At 65.7% G+C, this 24,303-nt stretch carries 24 protein-coding genes; 14 read left to right on the top strand and 10 right to left on the bottom strand.

Translation table 11 applies throughout. From position 1 onward, the window contains the following. Nucleotides 1–37: 37 nt before the first annotated feature. A complete protein-coding gene (locus tag AC4D2Q_RS16220) occupies nucleotides 38–790 on the top strand; it encodes a phosphotransferase (RefSeq protein ID WP_490947478.1) in 753 nt (250 codons plus the stop codon). Here AC4D2Q_RS16220 and AC4D2Q_RS16215 read toward each other — a convergent pair. Further along, the gene (locus AC4D2Q_RS16215; protein ID WP_490947477.1) at nucleotides 787–1,809 is read right to left on the bottom strand and encodes an NADPH:quinone reductase; all 1,023 of its coding nucleotides are present in this window, start codon (nucleotides 1,807–1,809) and stop codon (nucleotides 787–789) included. The two genes, AC4D2Q_RS16220 and AC4D2Q_RS16215, sit on opposite strands and share 4 nt — an antisense overlap. A 56-nt stretch (nucleotides 1,810–1,865) precedes the next feature. Continuing rightward, the gene (locus AC4D2Q_RS16210) at nucleotides 1,866–2,684 is read right to left on the bottom strand and encodes a histidine phosphatase family protein (RefSeq protein ID WP_490947476.1); all 819 of its coding nucleotides are present in this window, start codon (nucleotides 2,682–2,684) and stop codon (nucleotides 1,866–1,868) included. Nucleotides 2,685–2,753: 69 nt separating this feature from the next. Here AC4D2Q_RS16210 and AC4D2Q_RS16205 point away from each other — a divergent pair, with 69 nt between their 5' ends. Beyond that, nucleotides 2,754–3,290, top strand: a complete 537-nt coding sequence (locus tag AC4D2Q_RS16205; protein WP_490947475.1) for a hypothetical protein — start codon at nucleotides 2,754–2,756, stop codon at nucleotides 3,288–3,290. 7 nt (nucleotides 3,291–3,297) lie between these two features. Here AC4D2Q_RS16205 and AC4D2Q_RS16200 read toward each other — a convergent pair whose 3' ends face one another. Continuing rightward, nucleotides 3,298–4,563 (bottom strand): hypothetical protein, encoded by a 1,266-nt coding sequence (locus AC4D2Q_RS16200; RefSeq protein ID WP_490947474.1) that lies wholly within the window; start codon nucleotides 4,561–4,563, stop codon nucleotides 3,298–3,300. Between the two features lie 93 nt (nucleotides 4,564–4,656). Here AC4D2Q_RS16200 and AC4D2Q_RS16195 point away from each other — a divergent pair, with 93 nt between their 5' ends. The 4 genes from AC4D2Q_RS16195 to AC4D2Q_RS16180 all read left to right on the top strand — a co-directional run bounded on the left by AC4D2Q_RS16195 (nucleotide 4,657) and on the right by AC4D2Q_RS16180 (nucleotide 9,590). Then, complete coding sequence (locus AC4D2Q_RS16195) at nucleotides 4,657–5,262, top strand: class I SAM-dependent methyltransferase (protein WP_490947473.1); 606 nt, start codon at nucleotides 4,657–4,659, stop codon at nucleotides 5,260–5,262. Between the two features lie 99 nt (nucleotides 5,263–5,361). Then, nucleotides 5,362–6,846 carry a sensor histidine kinase gene (locus AC4D2Q_RS16190; protein WP_490947472.1) on the top strand — a complete coding sequence of 495 codons (1,485 nt, stop codon included), beginning with the start codon at nucleotides 5,362–5,364 and terminating at the stop codon, nucleotides 6,844–6,846. Continuing rightward, nucleotides 6,843–7,517, top strand: a complete 675-nt coding sequence (locus tag AC4D2Q_RS16185) for a response regulator (RefSeq protein WP_490947471.1) — start codon at nucleotides 6,843–6,845, stop codon at nucleotides 7,515–7,517. The genes AC4D2Q_RS16190 and AC4D2Q_RS16185 overlap by 4 nt, the downstream gene beginning before the upstream one ends. A gap of 264 nt (nucleotides 7,518–7,781) precedes the next feature. Further along, nucleotides 7,782–9,590, top strand: a complete 1,809-nt coding sequence (locus AC4D2Q_RS16180; protein ID WP_490947515.1) for an APC family permease — start codon at nucleotides 7,782–7,784, stop codon at nucleotides 9,588–9,590. 43 nt (nucleotides 9,591–9,633) lie between these two features. On the opposite strand, the gene AC4D2Q_RS16175 is transcribed toward AC4D2Q_RS16180, so the two are convergent. Beyond that, nucleotides 9,634–10,665 (bottom strand): isopenicillin N synthase family dioxygenase, encoded by a 1,032-nt coding sequence (locus AC4D2Q_RS16175; protein WP_490947470.1) that lies wholly within the window; start codon nucleotides 10,663–10,665, stop codon nucleotides 9,634–9,636. 378 nt (nucleotides 10,666–11,043) lie between these two features. On the opposite strand from AC4D2Q_RS16175, the gene AC4D2Q_RS16170 reads away from it, so the two are divergent. Genes AC4D2Q_RS16170 through AC4D2Q_RS16155 form a run of 4 tightly spaced genes read left to right on the top strand, consistent with a single transcriptional unit; the run spans nucleotide 11,044 to nucleotide 15,536 of the window. Continuing rightward, nucleotides 11,044–12,177, top strand: a complete 1,134-nt coding sequence (locus AC4D2Q_RS16170; RefSeq protein WP_490928000.1) for an ABC transporter substrate-binding protein — start codon at nucleotides 11,044–11,046, stop codon at nucleotides 12,175–12,177. Next, a complete protein-coding gene (locus AC4D2Q_RS16165) occupies nucleotides 12,158–13,330 on the top strand; it encodes a FecCD family ABC transporter permease (protein WP_490947469.1) in 1,173 nt (390 codons plus the stop codon). Before AC4D2Q_RS16170 ends, AC4D2Q_RS16165 begins: the two co-directional genes overlap by 20 nt. Beyond that, on the top strand, nucleotides 13,327–14,166 hold the full coding sequence (locus AC4D2Q_RS16160; protein WP_490947468.1) for an ABC transporter ATP-binding protein: 840 nt from the start codon (nucleotides 13,327–13,329) through the stop codon (nucleotides 14,164–14,166). Before AC4D2Q_RS16165 ends, AC4D2Q_RS16160 begins: the two co-directional genes overlap by 4 nt. Then, complete coding sequence (locus tag AC4D2Q_RS16155; RefSeq protein ID WP_490947467.1) at nucleotides 14,163–15,536, top strand: hypothetical protein; 1,374 nt, start codon at nucleotides 14,163–14,165, stop codon at nucleotides 15,534–15,536. Before AC4D2Q_RS16160 ends, AC4D2Q_RS16155 begins: the two co-directional genes overlap by 4 nt. 56 nt (nucleotides 15,537–15,592) lie before the next feature. Here AC4D2Q_RS16155 and AC4D2Q_RS16150 read toward each other — a convergent pair whose 3' ends face one another. After that, complete coding sequence (locus AC4D2Q_RS16150) at nucleotides 15,593–16,189, bottom strand: LysE/ArgO family amino acid transporter (protein ID WP_490947466.1); 597 nt, start codon at nucleotides 16,187–16,189, stop codon at nucleotides 15,593–15,595. 70 nt (nucleotides 16,190–16,259) lie between these two features. Here AC4D2Q_RS16150 and AC4D2Q_RS16145 point away from each other — a divergent pair, with 70 nt between their 5' ends. Continuing rightward, nucleotides 16,260–17,126: a LysR family transcriptional regulator ArgP gene (locus tag AC4D2Q_RS16145; RefSeq protein WP_490947465.1), complete on the top strand. Its 867-nt coding sequence runs from the start codon at nucleotides 16,260–16,262 to the stop codon at nucleotides 17,124–17,126. Here AC4D2Q_RS16145 and AC4D2Q_RS16140 read toward each other — a convergent pair. Beyond that, entirely contained in the window at nucleotides 17,123–18,016 is an 894-nt protein-coding gene (locus AC4D2Q_RS16140; protein ID WP_490947464.1) for a hypothetical protein, read from the bottom strand. The genes AC4D2Q_RS16145 and AC4D2Q_RS16140 overlap by 4 nt on opposite strands. A 188-nt stretch (nucleotides 18,017–18,204) precedes the next feature. Between AC4D2Q_RS16140 and AC4D2Q_RS16135 the strand changes: the two genes are divergently transcribed. Both AC4D2Q_RS16135 and AC4D2Q_RS16130 read left to right on the top strand, forming a co-directional pair. Beyond that, nucleotides 18,205–18,504 (top strand): type II toxin-antitoxin system VapB family antitoxin, encoded by a 300-nt coding sequence (locus tag AC4D2Q_RS16135; RefSeq protein ID WP_227892491.1) that lies wholly within the window; start codon nucleotides 18,205–18,207, stop codon nucleotides 18,502–18,504. Continuing rightward, nucleotides 18,497–19,174, top strand: coding sequence for a LytR C-terminal domain-containing protein (locus AC4D2Q_RS16130; RefSeq protein WP_490947463.1), 678 nt, complete (start codon nucleotides 18,497–18,499; stop codon nucleotides 19,172–19,174). Before AC4D2Q_RS16135 ends, AC4D2Q_RS16130 begins: the two co-directional genes overlap by 8 nt. Nucleotides 19,175–19,215: 41 nt before the next feature. Here AC4D2Q_RS16130 and AC4D2Q_RS16125 read toward each other — a convergent pair whose 3' ends face one another. Next, on the bottom strand, nucleotides 19,216–20,325 hold the full coding sequence (locus tag AC4D2Q_RS16125) for a Gfo/Idh/MocA family protein (protein WP_490947462.1): 1,110 nt from the start codon (nucleotides 20,323–20,325) through the stop codon (nucleotides 19,216–19,218). Further along, nucleotides 20,322–21,059: a sugar phosphate isomerase/epimerase family protein gene (locus tag AC4D2Q_RS16120; RefSeq protein ID WP_490947461.1), complete on the bottom strand. Its 738-nt coding sequence runs from the start codon at nucleotides 21,057–21,059 to the stop codon at nucleotides 20,322–20,324. The genes AC4D2Q_RS16125 and AC4D2Q_RS16120 overlap by 4 nt, the downstream gene beginning before the upstream one ends. Nucleotides 21,060–21,262: 203 nt before the next feature. On the opposite strand from AC4D2Q_RS16120, the gene AC4D2Q_RS16115 reads away from it, so the two are divergent. Further along, nucleotides 21,263–21,685, top strand: coding sequence for a hypothetical protein (locus AC4D2Q_RS16115; protein ID WP_490947460.1), 423 nt, complete (start codon nucleotides 21,263–21,265; stop codon nucleotides 21,683–21,685). Nucleotide 21,686: 1 nt separating this feature from the next. Here the strand turns inward: AC4D2Q_RS16115 and AC4D2Q_RS16110 are convergent, their stop codons facing one another. Together AC4D2Q_RS16110 and AC4D2Q_RS16105 are read right to left on the bottom strand one after the other, a co-directional pair. Continuing rightward, the gene (locus tag AC4D2Q_RS16110) at nucleotides 21,687–23,054 is read right to left on the bottom strand and encodes an amino acid permease (protein ID WP_490947514.1); all 1,368 of its coding nucleotides are present in this window, start codon (nucleotides 23,052–23,054) and stop codon (nucleotides 21,687–21,689) included. Nucleotides 23,055–23,322: 268 nt separating this feature from the next. Next, nucleotides 23,323–23,733, bottom strand: a complete 411-nt coding sequence (locus tag AC4D2Q_RS16105; RefSeq protein ID WP_490947459.1) for a hypothetical protein — start codon at nucleotides 23,731–23,733, stop codon at nucleotides 23,323–23,325. Nucleotides 23,734–24,303 lie beyond the last annotated feature (570 nt).

Below are 24,303 nucleotides of genomic sequence, written 5' to 3'. Positions count from 1 at the left end.
CCGCGTTTCGGGCAATTGAGAAGCTAGCATTTCCAGAATGGAAGAGGAGCAGGAACTGGCAGGCGGTAACGCCAGCGGCGGCGTAGTGCGGATCGGGCCAACTGTCCGCAAGCCGTGGACCGAGTCCACTCCCGGCGTTCTGGCGTTCATGGCAGCAGTCCGAGACAACGGCGTGGATGTGCCGGCAGTCTTTGACCCTGACGATCAGGGCCGGCAGGTCCTCGAGTTCATCCCCGGGCAGCTCGCACTCGAAGCGGAGCCGCTCACCCGGGCCGAACTCCGGCGGGTCGGAAAGATGGTCCGGGCGATCCACGATGCGAGCGAGTCCTATGTGCCCGCACCGGACGCGTCCTGGGCCACGGCCATCCCGGCGCCGGGGGACGAGCTGATCTGCCACAACGACCTCGCCCCGTGGAATCTCATCCTCGGGGAACGCTGGGTCTTCATCGACTGGGATGCCGCGGCACCGAGTACACGGTTGTGGGACCTTGCCTACGCCGCGCAGTCATTCACGCTCTCGGACGTCCGGCAGGCTCCCGAGGAAGCAGCGGACAATCTCGCGGCGTTCGTGGACGGATACGGTGCTGACCGGAGGCTGCGCGAACACCTGCCCGAGGCGTTGCACCGCCGTGCGGCTGCCATGTACCGGCTGCTGAAAACTTCGCACGATGCCGTCCGCGAACCATGGGGCTCGATGTACAAGCAGGGTCACGGAGACCACTGGCAGGGCGCAACCCGGTACGCCCTGCGTCATCGAGCCCTCTGGTCCGAGGCGCTTTTGCGGCTTTAGGCGGTTTCTTCGGCCACGCGGATGAGGATCTTGCCGGTGGTGCCGTTTTCGACGGCGTCGTGGGCGGCGGCTGTGTCCTCCAGCGGGAACCAGGTCAGCGGCAGGCCGGCGGACTCACCCACCGGGAACACGCCGTCGCGCAGTGCTGCGGTGATGTCCTCCGCCGCGGCGTGCTGGGCTGCTTCTCCGACCGTGTAGATGAGCACGCCCTGCCAGCGGACGTTCTTGGCGAAGCTCGGAATGATGGGGGCGGTGAACTCGTCGCCGTTGTTGTTCGCGTAGTAGGCAATGCTGCCGTGGTTGGCAATGACGCTTACGTCCAGGGCCGCGTTCTGGGCGGGGGAGACCTCCACAATCTGGTCCACGCCGTCGGGTGCGATTTCGCGGATGCGCTCGGCCTGGGCATCGTCCGGGTAGCGGACAATGTGGTGCGCTCCGGCGGCGCGGGCGAGTTCGGCCTTCGCATCGCTGCTGACGGTGGCGATCACTGTGGCGCCGGCCCAGGAGGCAAACTGGATGGCGGCGTGTCCCACGGCTCCGGCGCCGCCCTGGACCAGGACCATGCGTCCGGCCAGCGCTCCCGGGGAGAGCCGGGCCGGTCCGTTTTCGTGGATGGTCAGGGCGCGGTGTGCGGTCATTGCCGGGACGCCCAGGCTGGCGGCGACGTCGAATCCGATGCCCTCGGGAAGCTTCACCGCCCGGTCGGCGGGAAGGACGGTGAATTCCTGGGCGGTGCCGGTGGGACGGCCGTAGGCCGCAAGGTAGAGCCACACCCGGTCACCGGGCTGCAGGTCCGTGACTCCGTCGCCGACGGCGTCGATGACACCGGCGCCGTCCTGGTTCGGAACCACCTCGGGGAAGGCGAGATCGCCGTCGGCGCGCGCCTTCCAGTCCGTGGGGTTCACGCCGGAAACGGTGACGCGGACCCGCACTTCGCCGGGCCCGGGCGCTGCGGCCTCGCGGTTCTCGAGGGAGAGGACGGAGGAGGGGCCGGTGGCTGAATACACGATTGCTTTCATGGGCGGTACAAGTTGCAGGGCCCGTGTTCTATTCCCGGGAGTGAAAGAGAATTCCGTTAGTGGCCGAAGGCGTTCTGGAAGAAATGCCGGTTTGCTTCCACCTTTTCGAGGAGGTCGTCGCCGCTGAAGTACTTGCGGCCAAACTCTTCCCACTCCCCAACAAACATGGTCCATTCACCGTCCACCCGGGCCGGCCAGCTGCGGCGGACCCAGTTGAGCTTTTCGTGGACTTTTTCCGGGTTGCAGGGGTCAACGGCGGTGTATTGCAGGACGGTGCAGTTGTGGATCATCTCAGACCTGTCCGCATCCCGGTCCAGGAACTCTTCATCACTCCAGCGCTCCAGCACCAGGCGGGTGGCCCACATGAATTCGCCGTGGGTCACCATCAGAACATTTTCGCGGGGGTTCTCCCGGTGCAGGGTGCTGAGGATGTTCCGGACACGGTTCTCGGCGACGTTGGCGATGGATTCCCCGGCCGGAGGAGCCCAGTACAGCGGGTCACTGTCCCGGTACGACGCGTTCTGCGAGTACTTTCGGGCGAAGTCCTGCTTCGACATGGATCCAATCTCGCCCCAGGAGCGTTCGCGGATGACCCGGCTCTCCTCCCAGCGCACGTCGAGTCCGAGCATGGCGGCGGTCTCCCGGGCACGGGTGAAGGTGGAGACAACGGCCCGGTCGAAGTCGATGTCCTGCTGCGCGATCCACGCCCCGGCGACTTTTGCCTGCTGCACGCCAAGTTCGGTGAGACGCCAGGAACGGTCGGGAACGGTCATGGTCTCTTCGGTGTACAGGCTCTGGTCGCCGGCTCTGGAAGCCTTTTGCATGACATTCGCTTCGCTCTGTCCGTGGCGGACGAGGAACAGATTCCGGGGCATGACCATTGATTCGAAACTCCTTCGGGCGCGTGCTGATCCAGCGGTTATATCTTATGGAAGACTCCGGGGATGAATGACGACTGGTCATGGCTTGAGCCCATCCTGAGATCCGGAGAAAAGCTGCGGTGGTCCGGACGCCCTGATCCTGCCGTCCGTTTTGCCCCGGCAGACATGCTCATGGTGCCGTTCAGCCTGATGTTCTTCGGCTTCACTGTCGTCTGGGAGTTTCTCGTCGTTACCACTGACGCCCCGTGGTTTTTTGCCCTCTGGGGAATCCCGTTCATGGGATTTGGTCTCTACTTCCTCTTTGGCCGCTTCATCTACAAGAAGCGGCGCAAGCTGAAAACGGTTTACGCGCTCACTGACGAACGCGCCATCATCCTCACCGGCGACCGGTCGGTTCAGGACATCGGTCTAAAGGGCGGCCCGATGAAAACCGTCCGTTCCCGGGACGGCCGGCATGCCTCGGTTATCTTTGGAACCGGCCGGAACGCCGCATACCAGAACACAGGGCTGGAGTTCTTTAACCGGGGAGACCAAGGTTTCGCCTTCTTCGACATCGCGGATGCCGACACCCTGTTCCGTGAATTGGCTCGGGTGCGCTGAGCGGGCTTTAAGCCGTTTGGAGCACAGCCCGCTGCCGGGCGGGCGGAAGGAAGCACCAAATAAGGAGCGCGGCCGATGCTGCAGGGGCAATGAACCCGGCCCCCGCCACAACAATCACTCCGACGAATGCCAGGGCCAGGCCGGCTCCAGCGGTCACGCTGAAGCGCAGCAGCGGACCTCCCGGCGCGAGCCGGGCCAAGGGAAGGGCAAAGCCGAAGCCCAGAAGAATGCCGCCGGTCAGCGTCAGCGGCCACTGCCAGGGGTGCCCGACGCCGGCAAACTGGGCTGCCGCTTCGGCCAGGAGGCCTCCGGACATCAGGAGCACCGTCCATCGAATCACTCTGCCAAGCCGCGGCCGGAGCACGAGTCCGGCCGCCACGGTCAGCGGCACGGCGTTGAGCGCTCCGGCAGCCAGGCCGAGGTTCATTGCGGCCGTGGAATCCTTCACCAGATTCGACCAGTTACTGCCGGTGAGCGCGAATCCCGCGCACATCAGACCGAGAACCAAGGTGGCTGCTGCAATCACGGCGACGGCCGGGCGCGGATGCCGGGGCGGAGTTGCGCCTTGGACGAGCCGCTCCTGCTGGAATGCCGACGGTGCCGCGTCAGGGAATGACGCACCGGGCTTCCGGTGATCTGCTGCAGGCTGATTGTCCTTGGCGGCCCGCAGGGAGACGAACAGCAGCACTGCTGCGGCAAGCGGAGCCAGCGGGAAGGCAACCAGAAAAACCAGGCCCAGCACAAACGCCGCCGCCGCCGCGAGCAACACCCTCAGCGCACCGCGGAGAAGCCGGAAACGCTGCAGCTGCCACAGATCGTCCACTGCAGGAACCAAGGCGGCGGTCCCGGCCGTCCAGGCCGCCGCGAAGAAGAGCAGGGTGGAAGCTCCGAACCAGCCCGGATCAGTGCCGGCGTCGGCGGCCTCGAAACCAACGGACCAGCTGCCCACCGTGACAGCCGCCAACGCACATGCAGGGATTCCGGCAACCGCGGTGAACGCGGCGGCCGGTGCAGACATCCGGCCTGACTGATGCCACAGGACGACGACGGCCAGCAAGAGGCCGAGGGGACCTATGAACATCGATGCCGCGACCCGGACGCTTTCGGCTCCGGGCCAGTAGAGGGCATCGGTCATCAGAAGTGCAGAGGACACGAGAAAAGCCGTCAACGCCGCTGCCGCACATACCACCGCCCACATGGGTGTCACATGTTCGCCCAGGCCGTACGCACGCCGGGACCATGCGCGGGCAGGTGACGGTTGGTGGAGGCTCATGGCGAACAACCTACCTGTCTGAGGGGGATCAGCCTAGGAAACAGGGGTCCAGACTGAGGATCGGGGCAGATGGCCGCCGCGTACTCTGGAAGGGTGCGAAAAGAAACCCTTTGGGAAGCCCAGAAACGTTCATCGCCGGGCCATTCCGCCTGGTACATCTCGCGGTTCGTCCAAATGCGCGAGCAGGGGATGGATCTGCACGGCGAAGCGCGGCTGATCGACGCCATGGTGCCGCGCGGGGCGCGGATCCTGGACGCCGGCTGCGGCCCGGGCCGGGTGGGCGGCGAGCTGGCAGCCCGCGGGCACGACGTCGTCGGCGTGGACGTTGATCCCGAACTGATCGAAGCCGCCCGCACCGATTTCCCCGATGTTCCCTGGGTAGTGGGGGATCTGGCGGAACTGGACCTTCCGGCGGCCGGCATCGCAGAGCCGTTCGACGTGATCGTCTGCACGGGCAATGTACTCACCTTCGTTGCCCCCGGCACTCACCGTGAAGTGCTGACCCGGCTGCGGAACCATCTGGCCGACGGCGGCCGCCTGGTCACCGGGTTCGGCGCGGGCCGCGGTTACGACTTTGGAACGTTCCTCGAGGATGCTGCCGCTGTGGGGCTGAAGTGCGAACAGAAGTTCTCCACCTGGGACCTGCGCCCCTTCGCGCCGGATTCCGATTTCCTGGTGGCGGTGTTCGGCCGGGCCTGAGCCGGACTCAAGCAAGACTGTGCTGCGCCAGCCACTGCAGGCAACCGTCGCACCCGGCCTGATAAGCGGATATCCCGGTGCACCTGCGAGAATTCTGGAATGGCTCGAATAGCTGCACCGGAAGTCGGCCGTCTGCGTACCCTCACCGGATTCGTTTTGGCTCTGCTGCTTCCGCCGCTGCTGGAGTGGGGCATGTTTGTTGTGGGCAATGACTTGCTTGCCGTCGGTGTCTTGCTTCAGCTTGCCGGCGTGGTGGCGGTGGCGCTGGTGGGCGGGCTGTGGCCGGCGCTGCCGGGCGCACTGTGGAGCAGCCTCATTCTGAACTACTACTCGACCCGGCCGTTCGGGTCCCTGGAAATCGCCGATGGGGAGAACCTGCTCACCGTCCTGATTTTTGTAGCGGTTGCTGTCTCGGTATCCCTGGTGGTCGGGCTCGCGGCCCGGCGGGCCCGGGAAGCTGCGGCCGCTGCGGCCGAGGCCGCAACACTGGGGGAGCTTGCCCGGGGTGTGCTGGCCGCGGAGGACACGCTGCAGAGTTTCCTCCAGCATGTCCGCACGCATTTTAGGATGGCGGGCGCCGTGCTGTATGCCCGCCCGGCTGGTGAGGACGGAGGCGACGACGACGGCGCCGCCCGGTCCGGCACCTGGGAGGTCCTCGCCGCGGCCGGCACACAGGAGCCTTCGTCCGGCGGCGGAGATCGGCAGGGGGTTGGGACGCCCGGCGAAGGTGATGCGGCAATTCTTGTTCCCGGGGGCTTGAAGCTGGTGCTGTACGGCCATGCCCTGGGGGCTCGGGAGCAGCGGTTGCTGGCGGCCTTCGGGTCCCAGCTTGCAGCGTTGCGGCAGCGGCAGCAGCTGTTGGCCACTACTGAGGAGAACCGGCGCTTGGCCGACGGGAACATCATGCGGACTGCGATCCTCCGGGCGGTCTCCCATGACCTGCGCACTCCGCTGGCGGGCATCAAGCTTTCCGTCAGCAGCCTGCGGCAGCAGGACATTGCCTTCACCCCGGAGGAAGAAGCCGAGCTGCTCGGCACCATCGAATCCTCCTCGGACCGGTTGACCTCGCTGATTGATAATTTGCTCGACATGTCCCGGCTCAGTGGTGATGCAGCCACCGCGCATCTGGGTCCCGTGCATTGGGCGGATGTATTGGCCGCCGCCCTGCGGGGTATGCCGTCGGAGAGTATTCGGATCCTGCTGGAGCCCAATACTCCTCCGGTGCAGGCCGACCTTGGCATGCTCGAGCGCGTCATCGCCAACATTGCCGAGAACGCACAAAAATATGCGGCAGATTCCGAGATCGTGGTCACTTCTGCGGTCTCCGGCATAGTCGGCGGCTTCCCGGCAAGTGAACTGCGCATCCGCGACCGTGGCCGCGGGGTCGGTAAGGGCGGGCTCATCCGAATGTTCCAGCCGTTCCAGCGCCTCGATGACACCGGCACCGCAGGGGTGGGGCTGGGGCTGGCTGTCGCCCGCGGATTCACTGAAGTGATGGGCGGGGAGCTGGTTGCCGAACCGGCTCCGGGCGGCGGCCTGACGATGATTATCCGTCTCCCGCTCTCCACCGGGGTGAGGCAGTGATTACCGTCCTGATTGTTGAGGATGAACCGCAGCTCCTGCGCGCGCTTCAGATCAATCTCCGTACCCGCGGCTATCACCCGGTGACGGCCGTCGACGGCGCGTCCGCGCTTGCGGCGGCGTCCAAGCATCGTCCGGACCTGGTGCTCCTTGACCTTGGCCTTCCGGACATGGACGGCGTGCAGGTTATTTCCGCTCTTCGCGCCTGGAGCCAGGTGCCGATCATTGTCCTGTCCGCCCGCCACGGTCCCGAGGACAAGGTCGAGGCCCTGGATGCGGGTGCGGATGACTATGTGACCAAGCCGTTTGGCCTTGACGAGCTGTTGGCCCGCCTCCGCGCGGCCGAACGGAGATTCGTCGCCGCTGCGGAAATGCCCGTGGTCAAAACAGCGGATTTTAGTCTGGACCTTGCCCGCAGAAAGGCCGAGCGACACGGCGAGCAGGTGCGGCTGACTCCGACCGAATGGAAGATTGTCGAACTGCTGGTGCGCAATCCCGGCCTGCTTGTTGAACAGCAAAAGCTGCTGATGGAGGTCTGGGGGCCGGCGTACACCCGTGAGGCGCAGTACCTGCGGGTCTATTTGAATCAGCTGCGGCGCAAGCTGGAACCGGATCCTGCCCGTCCCCGTTACTTCACCACTGAAAACGGAATGGGATACCGCTTCGAGCCCTGACCGTGAGGACGGGCCACGGCCCGATCGCCGTGTCGGTGGTTCCTTTGCCCACGGGGGAACATTCAGGTGTTAAGGATCCGTTAAGAAGCCCTGTTTGACCCCGGGCCCGGGCATACATTCGAGCGAGTGACAGCAACCAAAGACCACATCATTCAGTCCCGAGGTCCCGGCCGATTCCGCCTCTGGCTTCTCGATGACGAGAACCAGAGCACTCCCGAGCCGAAGCGCCGGACAGGGTCCGCCGTGCAGCCATGGTGGAAAGTCATGTGCCTGACCGGCGTCGACTACTTCTCCACCCTGGGATATCAGCCGGCCATCGCCGCGGCTGCCGCAGGCGCCCTGGCGCCGGTCGCCACGCTCATCCTGGTTGCCGTCACCTTGTTCGGGGCGCTGCCTGTCTATAAGCGCGTGGCCAGGGAGAGCCCCAACGGTGAAGGCTCCATTGCCATGCTGGAAAAGCTGTTGCCGAAATGGAGGGGCAAGCTCTTTGTGCTCGCGCTGCTGGGGTTCGCCGCCACCAGCTTCATCATCACGATCACCCTGTCCGCCGCCGACGCCAGTGCCCACCTGATCGAGAACCCCTTTGCTCCGGGTTGGCTGCACGGACAGGAGGTACCCGTGACCCTCGGGTTCCTGCTGCTGCTCGCCGCCGTCTTCCTCCGCGGGTTCCACCAGGCAATCGGCATCGCCGTCGCCCTCGTGGCCACCTTCCTCATCCTGAACCTCATCGTCGTCGTGGTCGCCGCTGCGCAGATCACCGCCAATCCCGAACCCGTCAGAGATTGGTGGACCACGCTCACCGTCCAGCACAGCAATCCGCTGACGATGATCGCCCTCGCGCTGCTGGTTTTTCCCCGGCTCGCGCTGGGACTGTCCGGGTTCGAAACCGGTGTTGTTGTCATGCCCCAGATCAAGGGGGCGCCGGGCGACACACCGGGCAGCCCCCACGGCCGGATCCTGGGAGCGCAGAAACTGCTCACCACGGCTGCAGTGATCATGAGCGGATTCCTGATCACCTCGAGCTTCGTGACGACCCTGCTCATACCTGCCTCCGAGTTTGAGGAGGGCGGTGACGCCAACGGCCGTGCGCTCGCGTACCTCGCACATCAGTACCTGGGCGAAGGCTTCGGCACCCTCTATGACATCAGCACCATAGCCATCCTCTGGTTTGCCGGTGCCTCCGCCATGACCGGGTTACTCAACCTTGTGCCGCGGTACCTGCCCCGCTACGGCATGGCGCCGGCCTGGTCGCGGGCCGTTCGACCCATGGTCCTGGTATTCACGCTGGTCGCCGCCGTGGTCACCATTGCTTTCGGCGCCGATGTTGAGGCTCAGGGCGGCGCCTATGCGACCGGAGTGCTGGTGCTGATCACCTCGGCGTCGGTGGCCGTGACGCTCTCCGCCCGCCGCAGCGCTCAGCCTGCCGCCGCACTGGGATTCGGGGTGATTTCCCTGATCCTCATCTGGACCACGCTCACCAACATCTGGGACAGGCCCGACGGCGCCTGGATTGCGGCCCTGTTCATCCTCGGGATCCTCGTGGTGTCCTTCGTCTCAAGGGCCCGGCGGGCGTTTGAGCTGCGGGCCACCACCATTACCCTCGACGACGAGGCGCTGGCGTTCGTCGCAGCGCAGGATTCGGGGCAGATTTCACTGATCGCCCACGAGCCCGGGCGGTCCAGTGCCGCGGCCTACCGCCGTAAATTCCAGCATGCCTGCAGCGTCAGCCACCTCGCCCCCGCGGATGAACCGCTGTTCATCGAGGTCATGGTGGATGACTCATCGGAATTCGAAACGCACCTGTACGTGTGCGGCGTCAGGCGCCACGGGTTCCGTATCCTGCAGGTCCACAGTTCGAACGTACCGACGACGGTTGCCGCGGTGATGCTCCACATCCGCGACATCACCGGAGCCATGCCGCACGTGTACTTCCGCTGGACTGAGGGCGACCCGCTGTCGAACCTCTTCAAGTTCCTTATCTTCGGTGAAGGGGAGATTGCGCCGGTCACCCGGGAGGTGCTGCGCGAAGCAGAGCCGGACGTTTCCCGCAGGCCGTGGGTGCATGTGAGCTGACGGAGCAACGCAGCGGACTTCTCCGTTCCTGTTCAGGTCAGCATTATTTGGAAGCGAGCAGCTCCGGATGATGCAGCTGAGCCACCTGCGGATGTGCACGAAGCCAGCCCTTGAGCACGTTGGAGCCGTAAGACGCGAGCATCGGGTTTTCCGGATCGTCCGAGATTCCGCGGGACTGTGCGGCCAGTTCAGCAGGAAGCTCCACCGGATCAATGACGGTGTCCAGCCGCGGGGACCAGAAGAAGGGAATGGCGTAACGGTCCACGCCGGGTGCCGGAGCCGTGACGCGGTGGATGGTGGCGGAGAGGTAACCCTGCGTGGCGACCTCAAGCATCTCGCCCAGGTTCACCACCAGTGCTCCCGGGATCGGCTCCACGGGAAGCCAAGTGTCTGACTCATGCGGGCGGACTTCCAGGCCGCCCACGGAATCCTGCAGCAGCAGCGTCACGAATCCGTAGTCCGCGTGGGCACCAACGCCCTGCGTGCCGGCTTCCTTGACCACACCGCCCACGTAGTGAATGAGCTTGGCCATCCAGGCGGGCGTGCCCTCGAACGGTTCCGTGAAGTGGTCCTCCGGCAGTTCCAGTGACACGGCGATGGCGCTGAGGAGTTCGGCGCCGACCTCCGACATCAGCTCGCCCCATTCCATGGACTTTTGCCGCAGCTCCGGCAGCACCTCATCGGGGAACTGGTTGGGGCCCTGAACCAGCCAGTAAGGCTGGTCCTGCGGGTAGTCCGCGACCGGAGCCCGCTCCGGACCAAAGTCCACCTGTTCACGCGCATCGGGGCGGCCCTGCGTCAGTTCCGTGCCCAGCCGGGTGTAGCCGCGGAAGTGCGGAGACTTCCGGTTGTCCAGCTCCAGCCGGTCCTCCAGGGGCAGGGCGAAGAAGCGCTTGGTGATGTCGAACAGGTCATCCACCTTGGCTTCGCCCGCACCGTAACCCACCAGCTGGAAGAAACCGATTCGGTGAGTTGCGTCACGCAGCTGGGTGATGAATTCCGGGTTGAAAGAACCGTCGGCGTTGCGGGCCGTGCTCAGGTCCAGGACAGGGATGGAGCTGGAGATTTCAGGCATGCGACGAAGCTACCACCGCCCCCTGTCAAGTAAGTAGCATTTGTTACGCGCTGATGCTCTTAGGTGCCCCTGACCTGCGCGTTTACTCACGATAAACCGGGCTTCGATGTAACACAGCGACTTATGGGGTCACCTTGCGGGTTCTTCGGGCGACTCCACGGGTCCTGGCAGGGCAGCGCCAGCAGGTCACGGCGGCATCGAAAAAGGTCGAAGCGTGACCCGCCGGCCGCCGCGCGGGCAATGGCACGGAGGGTCGTGTCGGCAGCCCGGATCCGCAAATAATTACGAAACGTAAATATGCGCTAATCGATTCCATATGATCTGATATCTACATCAGTTTTTAGGTTTGCCTTACCTGCCGAAGCGATAGGAATCTCGTTGCCCGCCTCTCTTCCTCTCCCTGGAACCTCCCGCCGTACGCTCCTCGGCGGTGCCGGTCTGGGCTTTCTGGCCCTGGCCCTGAGTGCCTGCTCCTCCCGTGAAACAGTTGCAGCTGCCGGCAGTGCGGCCGGTACCGGGGGCTTCACGGTGACAGACATGCGCGGCGTCGAAGTTTCTTTCGACGCTCCGGTGCAGCGGATCGCCACCACGGTGATCCCTTCTCCCTCCATGCTGGCCGCAGTGGACGGCGGCTACGGCCGGGTGGTGGGAATCAACGAATCGACCCTCCAGGCGAACAAGCAGGGCCTGTTCGGTGAGATGTATCCGGACTCGAAGTCCACGACCACCATCTCCCCGTCGAGCTTCACCCCCAACATTGAAACCATCACCAAGCTGCAGCCCGACGTCGTCTTCCAGTGGGCGGACCAGGGCGACGGCCTGGTGGAACCGCTGGAAAACGCGGGCTTCAAGACCGTCTGCCTGCTCTATGGCACACAGGAGTACCTGGAGACCTGGGTTTCCCTCTTCTCCACGATCCTCGGCAAGCCCGAGCGCGGCACCGAGATTGTGGACTGGATGCACGCTGAGATTGCCCGCTTGAAGAAGGAACTCGCGGGCGTCACCACCCCGGTCCGCGTGGTCCACCTGGGCCAGTCCGGTGACGGCTACTCAGCCTCCAACAAGTCCTCCTACATGCACTATTGGATGGAACTGGCCGGCGGGCAGAACATGGCCGCGGACAACATTTCCGCGGAGAACGTGGTCAGCGCCGAACAGCTCATCACCTGGGACCCGGAAGTCATCACGCTGGGCGGTTTTGACGCCCGCACCCCCGCGGAGGTTTACGCCGACAAGTCACTGGCCTCCGTCTCCGCCGTGCGCAACCGCCGCGTCTACAAGGCGCCGCTGGGCGGGTACCGCTGGGAGGTCCCCTGTGCCGAGTCCCCGCTGATGTGGCAGTGGGCGGCCGAGCTGTACCACCCGCAGCTCACCGGCCATACGCTGCGCGCCGCCATGGCCGAGAAGATTGCCTACCTGTACAACTATGAGATTTCCGAAGCCCAGATCGACGCCGCCCTGCGGCTGGACCTCAACAGCGGAAGCGCCGGCTATGACGTCTTCCGCGGTTAGCTCCGGCACGACGACGACGGCGGCGGCGGCCGCCGCCGCCCCGGCGTCGGCTTCCGGCTCCCAACCGTCACCCCAACCGTCGCCCAAACCGTCGCCGCAGCCCCGGGCCCGCAGCCACCGCATCCCGCTGCTGCTGTGCGTCCTGATCCTGTGCACGGTGGCCCTGATCTCGATGGCCGCCGGCCGGTATTGGGTTCCGCCGAACGAGATCCTGCGCATCCTGGCCAACGAGGCCACTGCCCTCTTCGGCGCAGGCGGCGGCGAAGGTGCCCTGCGCCGTACGTGGACCGAGCAGGAAGCCACGGTAATCCTGGACGTACGCCTGCCCCGGGTGCTGCTGGCCTTCCTGGTGGGCGGCGCCCTGTCCCTGGGCGGTGCCTGCCTGCAGGCGCTGTTCCGCAATCCGCTGGTCAGTCCGGACATCATCGGCGTGACCGCCGGAGCCTCCTTCGGCGGAGTGCTCGTGCTGACCCTGGGCCTGTCCGGCGGTGCGATGGTGGGCGGAGCGTTCGGCTTCGGCCTGGCCGCGCTCGCCGTCGTCCTCCTGCTCGGCCGGCTCGGCGGAAGCGGCGGTCCGATGCTGATGATCGTCCTCGGCGGAATTGTGGTGGCGGCGTTCTTCAACGCCCTGGTCTCCTTCATCACCTACACCGCGGACCCGTATTCCGAACTCCCCTCGATCGTGCACTGGCTCCTGGGCTCCATTGCCGCCGCCGGTTATGACAAGGTGCTGACCGCCCTGATTCCGATTGCCGTCGGCGCTGCCGTGGTCCTGGCCATGCGGTGGCGACTGAACGTGCTCTCGCTGGGCGACGACGACGCCGCAGCCCTGGGCGTGAATCCGCACCGCTCCCGGGTGGTGCTGCTGTGCGCCGTGGCCCTCATGACCGCGGGCACCGTGGCGGTGGCCGGCGCCGTCGGCTGGGTCGGCCTGGTGGTTCCGCACCTTGCCCGGCTCTGGGTCGGCCCGGACCACCGGGTGCTCCTGCCCGCCTCGCTGCTCCTGGGCGGCACCTACCTGATGCTGATTGACACCCTCAGCCGCTCCGTCACCAGCAGCGAACTGCCGCTGGGCATCCTGACCGCCGTCATCGGCGCGCCCGTATTTGTGGTGCTGCTGGCCCGTTCCCAGAAAAAAGGCGAGATCTCATGACCACTGTCCCCGTCCTGAACACCGGGCTGATGCAGGTCTCCGGACTGGGTTTCCGCTACTCCCGCGTCCGGCCGTGGCTGTTCCGGAACCTCGGCTTCACCTTGGAACGCGGGGAAATCCTCTCCATCCTCGGCCCCAATGCACGCGGCAAAACCACGCTGCTCAAATGCCTCTCCGGGCTGCTGACTCCGCGTGAGGGACAGATCCGCTCGGCCGCCGCCGTCGGCTACGTACCGCAGGACCACGGCGCCGGCGGCACCTCCTTCACCGTTGCCGAAATGGTGCTGATGGGACGCAGCCGTCACCTGCGCGCCTACCAAACCCCCCGCCGCGAGGACCACGAAGCCGCTGACGCTGCCATGGAACGGGTTGGCGTGGCCGACTGGGCTCACCGCGCCTACTCCGAGCTTTCCGGCGGACAGCGCCAGCTGGTCCTGATCGCCCGCGCCGTGGCCTCCGGATCCGAACTGCTGGTCCTGGATGAACCTGCCTCGGCACTGGATCTGCACAACCAGTCCCGCGTGCTCGGAGTTCTGGCCGGCCTGGCCGCCGACGGCATGTCCGTCATCATGACCACCCACCATCCCGACCACGCGCTGCATGTCTCCCGCAACGCACTGCTTTTTGTGGGCAGTGACGATACCCGCTGGGGTCCCACTGACGAACTTCTGACCGGTTCCGCCCTGTCCGCGGTGTACGGACTGCCCATCTGCACGCCCACGGTCGGCACCGGCTCGGGTAACCGTGTGATCGCGGTGCCGGACTTCGGACCGTCGTGCCGCCAGGACTGCGCCGGACCGATCGCTGCTGCACCCTCCCGAAAGGACCTCCCATGATTTACCGATTGATCGGCGGCACACCGATGCGCGGCCAGTCTGATCCCTCCTGGCGAGGCGCGCTGGAGGACGTTGACGCCTATGACCTCGACGACGACGCCGCCCGCACAAGGATCCTCGCCGCGGACGGCCTCATCATCAGCGGCGGCGCCGACCATCTGCTGCTGCACCGCCACCGCGAAGCGCTCACCGGATTTGTCCGCTCCGGCGGCCGCGTGCTGGTCAACGCCCAGGTGGTAACCCCGTTCATCGAGGGGCTGGCCGTTTGGCGGAAACTGGAATTCCGCGGGGCCCGGGACATCCATCCGCACGCTGTCACGGCCCATCCGGTATGGGAGGGCGTGGATTACAAGGATCTGCACTACCGCACCGGTGTGCCCGGTATCCACAGCTACGAAAAGCTGGAAGAAATCGGCGTCGCCGGCTTCTACGGGCGCGGCTACCACCTGGATTTGCCCGAGGACGCAACCGTCGTCACCGGCATCGGCCAGTACTCCCTGCCGCTGGATTACACCTACCGCCTGGGCCGTGGGGAAGTGCTGGTTCACGGCGGCAACGACCTGGAGAGCTTCAGCGACGACCGCTACTCCATTGGCCGGATTGGCCCCAACCTGGTGGCCTGGCTCGAGGGCGGACACCGGGTGGTGGAAACGGGTCCCCCGGCGCCCGCGGCCTCAGTGGAGGCGAGCCGCGGCGCCAACCGGGCGCCCGCCGTCGGCCCCAGCAATCCTGCGCCCGGCACCGCACCGCGTATCGGCCTGCTGCACTGCGGCACCTTCGCGCCGCTGCGCACCCTGGCCGATCCCGCCCTGCAGCCGTACCGGCTCGAGTCCGTCCACCTGCCGGAGGCTGATCCCTCGGTGCTCGCCGGCCTGGACGTGATGATCGTGGGGGACCGGCTGCACGAAGGACAGCTGGCCCGGTTTGCCCCTGCCCTCCGTGCTGCACTTCAGGACCCCGGGAAAACTGTCATTGTGCTCGGCGAAAACAAGGTGGAACAGTGGCTGCCCGGGGTTGGATACACCTTCCGGCCCACCGTGTTCTGGACCTGGCGCACGGGTGAGGACAACGGCACCCGGCTGCGCCTGCCCGAGGATCCGCTGTGGGAATACTTCACGCCCCGAGCGGTGTCATGGCACCATCACGGTCTGCTGCATCCGCCCGCCGGTGCGCGGTCGCCGGTGGTCATGGAGGAAAACGGCGTGGAAATTGGCGCCCTGCTCTACGTGGATGAGGTGAACCAGCCCGCCCGTCTGCTGGTGACCACCATGGATCCGGTCTATCACCACGGTTCAGGGTTCATGCCCGGCGCTTCGCAGCTGCTGTATTCACTGCTGCGCTGGGTCACTGCCACGTACGTTCCCGCCTAGGGAAACGCTCATCGAGATGCTGCCGGCCACCACCGCGGCCGTTCCCGCCGGCGGCGTCAGCCCAGGACCAGTTTCACCGCAAGCGCCAGCATCACGATGCCGATCAGCAGGTCCAGGACCTGCCAGGTGCGCGGCCGGCTGAGGACCCCTGACAGCATCCGGGCACCGTAGCCGAGGCCGGAAAACCAGAGGATGCTGCCCAGGGCGGCCCCGGCGGCGAAGATCCACCGGGCCGATTCGCCGTACTGGTTGGCCAGGCTGCCCAGCAGCACCACGGTGTCCAGATATACGTGCGGGTTCAGGAACGTCAGGGCCAGGGTGGTGGCGATCACCGAACTGCGCGAACCCGGCCCCTGGCCGGTCAGGGCGGAGGGTTTCAGCGCGGACAGAAAGGACCGAACGGCGAACCAGACCAGGTAGGCCGCGCCGCCCCAGCGCAGGATGTCGAGGATCGGGGGGAAGCTCTCGACCAGGGCGCCGATGCCGGCGGTGCCCGCGAGGATCAGGACGGCGTCGCTCACTGCGCAGAGCACCACCACCGTGCCGATGTGCTCCCGGCGGATGCCCTGGCGCAGAACAAATGCGTTCTGCGCCCCGATGGCCACGATCAGCCCCAACCCGGTTAGCAGGCCGGTTCCTCCAATGCTCCACATGCCTTCGACGGTAGTTCTGCGAGCCGGCACAGGCAAACGAATGATTTTGATGATGCGTTAGATTTTCTTCATGAACTTCGAGCATCTGCGGGCGCTGGCCGCCGTTATTGACGAGGGCACCTTCGAGGCCGCTGCGGACCGGCTGCACATCAGTCCCTCCGCTGTCAGCCAGCGGATCAAGGCCCTGGAGAAATCGGCGGGGCAGGTGGTGGTGCGCCGCGCTGTTCCCTGCACGCCCACCGAGGCCGGGGCCGCGCTGCTGCGGCTGGCCCGGCAGGTGCAGCTGCTGGAAGCCGAGGCCCGGCAGGCCCTCGGGACGGCAGCTCCGGCCGCCGCCACGCCGGTGGCGGTGAACGCCGATTCCCTGGCCACCTGGTTCCTGCCCGTGCTGAGGGACGCCGCCGGATGGACGGACAGCACCCTGAACCTGCACGTGGAGGACCAGGATCACAGCAGCCGGCTGCTGCGGCAGGGAGACGTATTTGGAGCGGTGACGGCGGATCCGGCGCCGGTCAACGGCTGCCGGGCCGTGCGGCTCGGCGCTATGCGCTACGTCCCCGCTGCTGCTCCGGGACTGAGCGAGCGGTTTACCGCACCGGGCGGCGTCGACTGGCAAGCGATGCCGGTGCTGCACTTCAACGCCAAGGATGATCTGCAGCGGGGCTTCCTGGCCTCCCGCGGCCCGGGGCATGAGCCGCCGAGCCACACCGTGCCGTCATCGGAGGCCTTCGTGGCCGCCGTGCGGGCCGGACTCGGCTGGGGGATGGTGCCGGAACTGCAGATTGGATCGGACCTGGCGGACCGGCGGCTGGTGCTGCTCGACGAACAGGCGCACCGCGACGTGGTGCTGTACTGGCAGTCGTGGACGCTCCAGTCCGAGCGGCTCGACCGGCTCACGTCCGCCGTCCGCCGGGCCGCCCGGCAGCTGAGAAGCTAGCTGACGCCGTCGTCGTTGGCCGCCGTGCCTGCTGCCATCGCGGCCCAGCGGGCAAAGTAGGCGCCGCCGGCGTCATCGTGAATGCGGTCGCCGGCGGTCAGGACCGGGTACGGCTTGGCGGGCACGCCGTCCGCCGGGCGGACATCCACATGCGCGACGTCGTAACCCAGGGCGTGCAGCTCATCGGCCATGGCGTAGTCGGTGCGGGAATCCCCGACGGTGCGCCAGATACGGGGGACCTCGGTGCCGGCGGCCTCCAGCAGTGCCAGGGCGCGCCGGGCGCCGAGGTCCTTGCCGACGCCGAGCGCCTCAATGTCGGTGGAGATGATGGTGGGATCGATGCGGTAGTCGATCGAGTCGTCGCTGTCCGGAACATGGTGGTCCAGCCGGCAGACGCCGAGGTCCAGCTCGCCCATCAGGGCCAGGGCATCGGCATCGAACTGCTGCTGCTCGGCCAGATATTCTGCGTTGTCCACGTCCACGTGCTGCTCCACGGAGACCATGGCGCGCTTGGTTTCGTCGTAGAACATGTGCGCGGCGTACTTCTCCGCCACCAGCTTCCGGACGGCGTCGGCGTAGTCCCCGGGAAGCGACAGGGCGGAATCCACCTGCGGCTCGCCGGGGCCGGATCCGGTAAAGGAGAACCAGACGGCGCCCTTTTCACAGATGGCGTGCACCGTGGTGTTCGTCGGCAGTCCGGCGGCGATCATCGGGGCCATGACCTGTTCGCGGATGAACTCATCGGACCGGCCGGTGTTGAAGATAACGGGCCAGCCGGCAACCGCCAGCTGCACTAGGTCAGTGATGATTCGGGGCGGTACGGAGCGGGTAACCGGGCTGGCTACCGGGCCGTCGACGTCGAGCAGCAGGCCAAAGCGGGGAGAAGTCACGGTGCCAGTATTTCACTGCGGCAGCCGCGGCGAAAAACGGCACGTGCGGGGCGTAGCTTCGCATTGATGCTGGTGAGAGCATGAATTATCCAAAAAGAACCCCTTGGCGCCCGTAATGTAGCGGAATGGATGGCGCCCCGCCGGGGCACGCTGTTTCAAAGGCCGCCGATCTTCCATACTCTGTATGAGTGATCTTCAAAGCTGTTGGCGACGGACGCCCTTACCCCGACCATGGATACGTGACACCCAAGGACTGGGCAGCGGTACCTCCCCGGCAGGTCCGGCTCGATGAGCTGGTCACCACCAAGAGCACTCTGGACCTGGGCGCACTGCTGGCCGAGGACTCCACCTTTTTCGGCGATCTGTTTCCGCATGTTGTGCAATGGAAGGACACCATGTACTTGGAAGACGGGCTGCACCGGGCCGTGAGGACTGCGCTGCATCAGCGGACCATCCTGCATGCGCGCGTCCTGGTGATCGATGACTGACGAGCCCTCCGGCGCGCAGCACCGGAACAGGGCAGCGAGGAATGACCCCACCGAGTGGCACGGCCACCGGATTGTCACCGAAGATGATCTGGGGGCTGTGTTTGATCCCGCAGCAGACGCTGCCGCGCAGCTGCGGCGCCGGAGGCGGCTGCGGCACCGGATTGTCATTGGCCTGTTGGCCGCTGTGCTGGTGGCGGCTGCGCTCTTCGCTGCGGCTGTCCTGCAGGGTTGGATCGTACTTTCCGAACCGGAGCCGGCACCCGTGGCGTCCACCGAATGCCCCGCAGGGCCCTTCTCCTATCAGGCGCCGGACAGCATAACGGTCAATGTTTACAACACGACGCCGACGGCGGGACTCGCCTCGCAGGTCTCCGAGGCCCTTGCGGCCCGCGGGTTCCAGGCCGGAACCGTGGGGAACAGTTCAGTGAACCGTGAGGGAATGACGGCCATTATTGTCTCCGGCCCGGAGGGCGAAGCCGCTGCCTTCACCCTGCAGCAACAGATTCCCGGAACGGAATATATCCAGGATGACCGGGCTGACGGCACTGTCGACGTGGTGCTGGGCTCCGGTTACACCGAGCTGGTGCCGGTGGAAAAGATTTCTGCAGCTGTCGCCGGGCCCATGAGCTGCCCCTGGGAATCGGCAACGCCGGCGCCTCCCGCCGGATAACCGGCCGGGGAGACGCCGGCGTGCCGGGCGTTGCCCGGATATCAGGCCAGGGTGGCGGCCGTGGGATCCCAGTCTTCGGGCAGGGCCGGCACTCGTGCCGCCGAGCTCTCCACTGAAACGAAATTTCCGGTTTCCACGGACTCCGTGATGGAGGCCATCGCGTCCAGGACGTGGTAAGCCATTTCGCCCTGTGCCCGGTGCGGGCGGTCCTCCCGCAGCGCGCGGGCCATTTCCAGGACGCCGCTGCCCCGCGTGGTGGTGGCACCGACGGACGGGACGGTGGTCCAGTCATCGGCGCCGGCCGCGCAGATCATGACGTTGCCGTCAAAGGTGTTGGGGTCGGGGAAGGCAATGGTGGCTTCCGTTCCGGTGACTTCCACCAGGCCGGGCCTCCGGTAGGGGGAGTCGAAACTGAAGATGCTCTGGGAAGACTCTCCGCCCTCAAACTGGGCGATGGCGCTGACGTGCGTGGGGACGGTGACGGCGAACGTCTCCCCGGCGCGCGGTCCCGATCCGATGGTGCGCAGTTCCCGGGAACGGGAACCGAAGGCGCCCACCTTGCGGATGGAGCCGAAGGTCTGGACCAGGGCGGTCAGGTAATAGGGGCCAATGTCGAACAGCGGTCCGGCGCCCTCCTGGAACAGGAACGCGGGATTGGGGTGCCAGGACTCCGGCCCGGGGGACTGCATCAGGGTCAGGGCCGTGAGCGGGGTGCCGATGTCACCGTTTTCAATCATCCGGCGGGCGGTCTGCAGTCCGGCGCCCAGGAAGGTGTCGGGTGCGCAGCCGAGGCGTACTCCGGCGGCGTCGGCAGCTTTAAGCAGCCCCAGCCCCGACTCGCGGTCCAGCGAGAACGGCTTTTCGCTCCAGACATGCTTGCCCGCCGCGACCGCCGCCGCGGCGATTTCCACATGCGCGGACGGCACGGTCAGGTTCACAATGATCTCGACGTCGGGATGATTCAGGGCCGCGTCCACGCCGCCGGATTCCGCAATGCCGAATTCCCGGGCCCGTTCCGCGGCGGCCTCAGGAAACAGGTCCGCCACAACGTGCACGGCGACGTCCGGAAAGGACGTGAGGTTGGTGAGGTATTCCTTGCTGATGACACCGGCGCCGATGATTCCGACGCCGACTGGTCCCCGCTTGGTCATGACGGCCTTCCTGCAGTGAGGTACTCGAAGCTTGCTGTGACTGCGTCCATCATGTTCCCGGCAGAGTCATCCAGCTCCACCACGCCGCTTTCCAGCGCGGATGCGGCATCGATGATGTCCCAGATCGGCAGGGTGCCGCTTCCCACGGCCACCTGGTCCGCGGGGTTGGAGGTTGCCGGGCCGTCCTTGATATGGATGAACCGGACCCGGTCGCCGAGCCGTTCCAGCAGTTCCACCGGGTCTTGGCCGCCAACGGCCGCCCAGTAGGTGTCCACCTCCAGCACCACGTCAGGGTTCAGATACGCGGCCAGTACTTCCAGGCCGGTCCGGCCGTCGGGGAGCGTCTGCAATTCCCACCAGTGGTTGTGGTATCCAACGCGGACACCGTATGAAGCGCCCTTTTCCGCCGCTGTGTTCAGGGCAGCGGCCGTGGCGGCGATGTCTTCCTCCGAGGTCCACTGTTCCTCTGCAACGTGCGGATCAATTACCGTGCCGATGCCCAGCAGCCGGGCGGCTTCGAAGATGGCATTCTGGTCGCTGCGCAGCAGGGGCGCATGTCCTGACGGGGCGCTGAGGTTGTTGTCCTTCAGTGCCGCCGCCAGCTCCTCGGCGTTGACGTGGAAGTTGTAGGGTTCCACCTCGCGGAAGCCAATGGCTGCGAGCTGCTTGAGCGTCCCCGGAAGGTCAGCCTCAAGCTCCCTGCGGACGGTGTACAGCTGAAGGGAGAATGTCACTGCTCTGCTCCTCGTTGAGTGCGATCGTGGTGCCCTGTGACCTACGGCACTCTCAATCTAGGGAGACTTATGACGACAGTCAAGCAAAAGTTGTCACCTGAGTGGGACCTGCGGCTGAGCTCCAGGGCTGGGTTCCGGGGGTCGGTTCCAACAGGATGCCCTGATGCTGGACGCCGGGGCTCCCGCTGCGAATACTCGGGTTCATGACATCACCGCATTTCTGGGAGGAACGCGCCTTGCTGGGCCTGGAGTTCGGCACGGCAGCGGCAGCGATCGGCGGGGGCATCCTGCTGGCCCTGCGTCCGGACGGAGCGTTCCTGCACGCCGATCCATCGGTCCTTCGGCGCACGCCGTTCACCGACTGGCGGGCTCCGGGGCTGCTCCTTGCCGCCGGGTGCGGGGGAGGTTACCTGGTCGCGGGGCTGCTGCAGCTGCGCCGCAGCCGTGCCGCACCGCTGGTGTCGGTCGCCGCCGGAACGGCATTGATCGGGCTGGAAGCGTGGGAGATCGCCTTCGTGGAATTCCAGCCGCTGGAAGCGGTGTTCGCCGGAGTGGGGGCAGCCGTCGTCGTGCTGGCGCTGCGCTCACCGCCGGCAGTTGCCGGCCGGACAGCCGACCGCCGGTGAATTAGCTGTCGGCGTGCGCGGCCGTCCGGCTGTCCACGGTTTCGTCGGCCAGCTCGGCGCGGACCCGGCCGTTTCCGCGCACCCACAGACGGTAGGCCACGAACAGCAGGACAATCCAGACCGCGCCCACTACCAGGGCCACGCGGGTGTCCGGCATGATGCCCAGCAGCACCACAATGAACGCCATGAACGCCAGGGCCGCGTAGGAGGCAAAGGGCCAGAACGGGGTGCCGAATTCGGAGGCCGGCAGGCCGCGGCGCTTGATCTCCCGCTTCATCGCGATGTGCGAGAGCAGGATCATCAGCCACACCCACACGGTGGCGAAGGTGGCGATCGAGGCAATGATCGTAAACAGGGATTCGGGCAGCAGCGCGTTCAGCACCACGCCGGCCAGCAGCACCACGCCCATGGTGGCTACGGTCATCCACGGCACGCCGTGCCGGGAGATTTTAGAGAACGACGACGGCGCCTGGCCCTGCTGTGCGAGTCCGTAGAGCATGCGCCCGGCACCGAAAATGTCCGAGTTGATGGCCGAGAGGGCTGCGGTGATGACCACCGCGTTGAGGATGTGTGCGGCCGCAGGGATGCCCAGGGAATCGAAGATCTGTACAAACGGGCTGGTTTCGCCGTTGATGTCCTGCCACGGGAAAATCATCATCAGCACGCCCAGGGCACAGACGTAGAAGAGCAGGATGCGCACCGGCACGGTGTTGACCGCGGCAGGAATGGCTTTCTTCGGGTTTTCGGCCTCGCCGGCGGTGATGCCGACGGTTTCGATCCCGCCAAAGGCAAACATCACAATGGAGAAGGATGCCAGCAGGCCCCAGAAGCCGTTCGCGAAGAACCCGCCGGAGCCCAGCATGGTCTCCAATCCGGGGTTGGCGGTGTCCGGCAGCCCGAAACCGAAGACCACGATTGCCGCGCCGCCCACAATCATGGCGATGATGGCGCTGACCTTGATGATGGACAGCCAGAACTCGGTCTCGCCGAAGACCTTCACCTTCATCAGGTTCAGTGCCGAAATCAGCAGGACGGCGGCCAGAATCCAGATCCACCGCGGAACGTCCTCAAACCAGAACCCCATGTAGATGCCCAGGGCCGTGACATCCGCAATGGCCACGATGGCCATTTCAAACGCGAAGGTCCAGCCTGTGATGAACCCGGCGAACGGGCCGAGGTAGCGGCTGGCGTACTGGCCGAAGGAGCCGGAAACCGGATGGCGCACCGCCATCTCCCCGAGCGCCCGCATGACCAAGAACACAGCCGCGCCGCCGATCATGTAGGCCAGCAGCACCGCCGGACCGGCTGACTGGATGGCCGAGGCAGACCCGTAGAACAGGCCCGTGCCAATGGCAGAACCGAGCGCCATGAAGCGGATGTGCCTGATATTCAGGCCGCGGGCCAGCGCCTGGGTAAAGGAGGACTTCAAAGAGAACGCACCTTGGAGATTGGGGAGGTAGGCCGAATAGTCGGCCTATCCATGGTACGCCGGTGAAGGGTTAGGTAGAGGCCGTGGTCAAGGGGGTCCCATCGGCCGTTGAACCGTCCGTCCGGCCCGGCCCACCGCCAGTCCGATCATTCCCAGGGCTGGGGAAGGAAGCCCACCCGCCAGACACGCTGATCCAGTTCTGAGAATTTCATCCCAAGCGGGCGAACGCGCGGGCCGCTGCCAGAACTTCGGGGCCGCTTTGGTCCGGGTTGGTTTCCCGGATCCAGCGGGCGGGGGAGCGGTCCTCCAGCTGCGGGTTCATACCCTGAAACCAGGTCTGGGTGATCCGGGGGCCGTTGGACTCCAGAATGATACCGGCCACGTGGTACGCCAGCCGCAGCCGGGCCTCGGTTTCGGAAGGCATCCTGCGGGTGCCTTCAGCCCACTGGCGGACCGCCCGGGTTTCTACGACTCCTGCCAGGTAGGCAACAAGTTTGGCGCCGAGCATGTCGCGGAGCTCAGCGACCAGGGGAGCAACCTCGAGGTTGATGGACTCGCGGTAGGCGCGGATGCCTGGAGAAGCTGTCTGGCTCCTAGACCGATCATCTCCCGGATCCAAGACGATCTCAAGCCGATAACAAGGCTGATCCCACCCTGAATCCCATAGTGAACCTTTTGAGCGACACTGGCTAGCTGTGCCAATTCTCTCTGTCGCGTCATGGTGGATCATCATTTACTGACGTATGCGCTGTTATCGGCCTTGTTGGGAGTAGAGCCCAGACCCCAAATACGACTGCCGTGCGACTAGGCCAAATACGCTGTGTGCCTTTCTAAAGGCTCCGCGCGGACCCCTGGTCCCTAGCGCGCGCCCGTGCCCATTAGGCTCGTCTAGGCGCCTTTGGGGGCCGCTGAGGGGGTGTTCGTGCAGCGGTCCATGAAACATGTGTTACACTTAATGTAGACCAGTTTCAGGGAACGACAAATGCCCTGCCGGTTACCTCAAGGGAGAGGGTCCATGCAGGGTAAGTAATCGTTGGAAGCGATGCATCTACCCTACTCGGACTTGGTGATCGTGTCCAATCTTGAGCACGAAAGCCCCGCGCTTTGCGGCCAGATGCCGTTGAGTGTTGGCGCAACGCCTGTTGCGTGGTTTCTGACTCTCGACCGTTAGGTCGAGGGAGAGTAGTTT

This window comes from Arthrobacter sp. TJ-178 (assembly GCF_058269275.1).
This window is presented reverse-complemented; position numbering and strand designations above follow the sequence as displayed.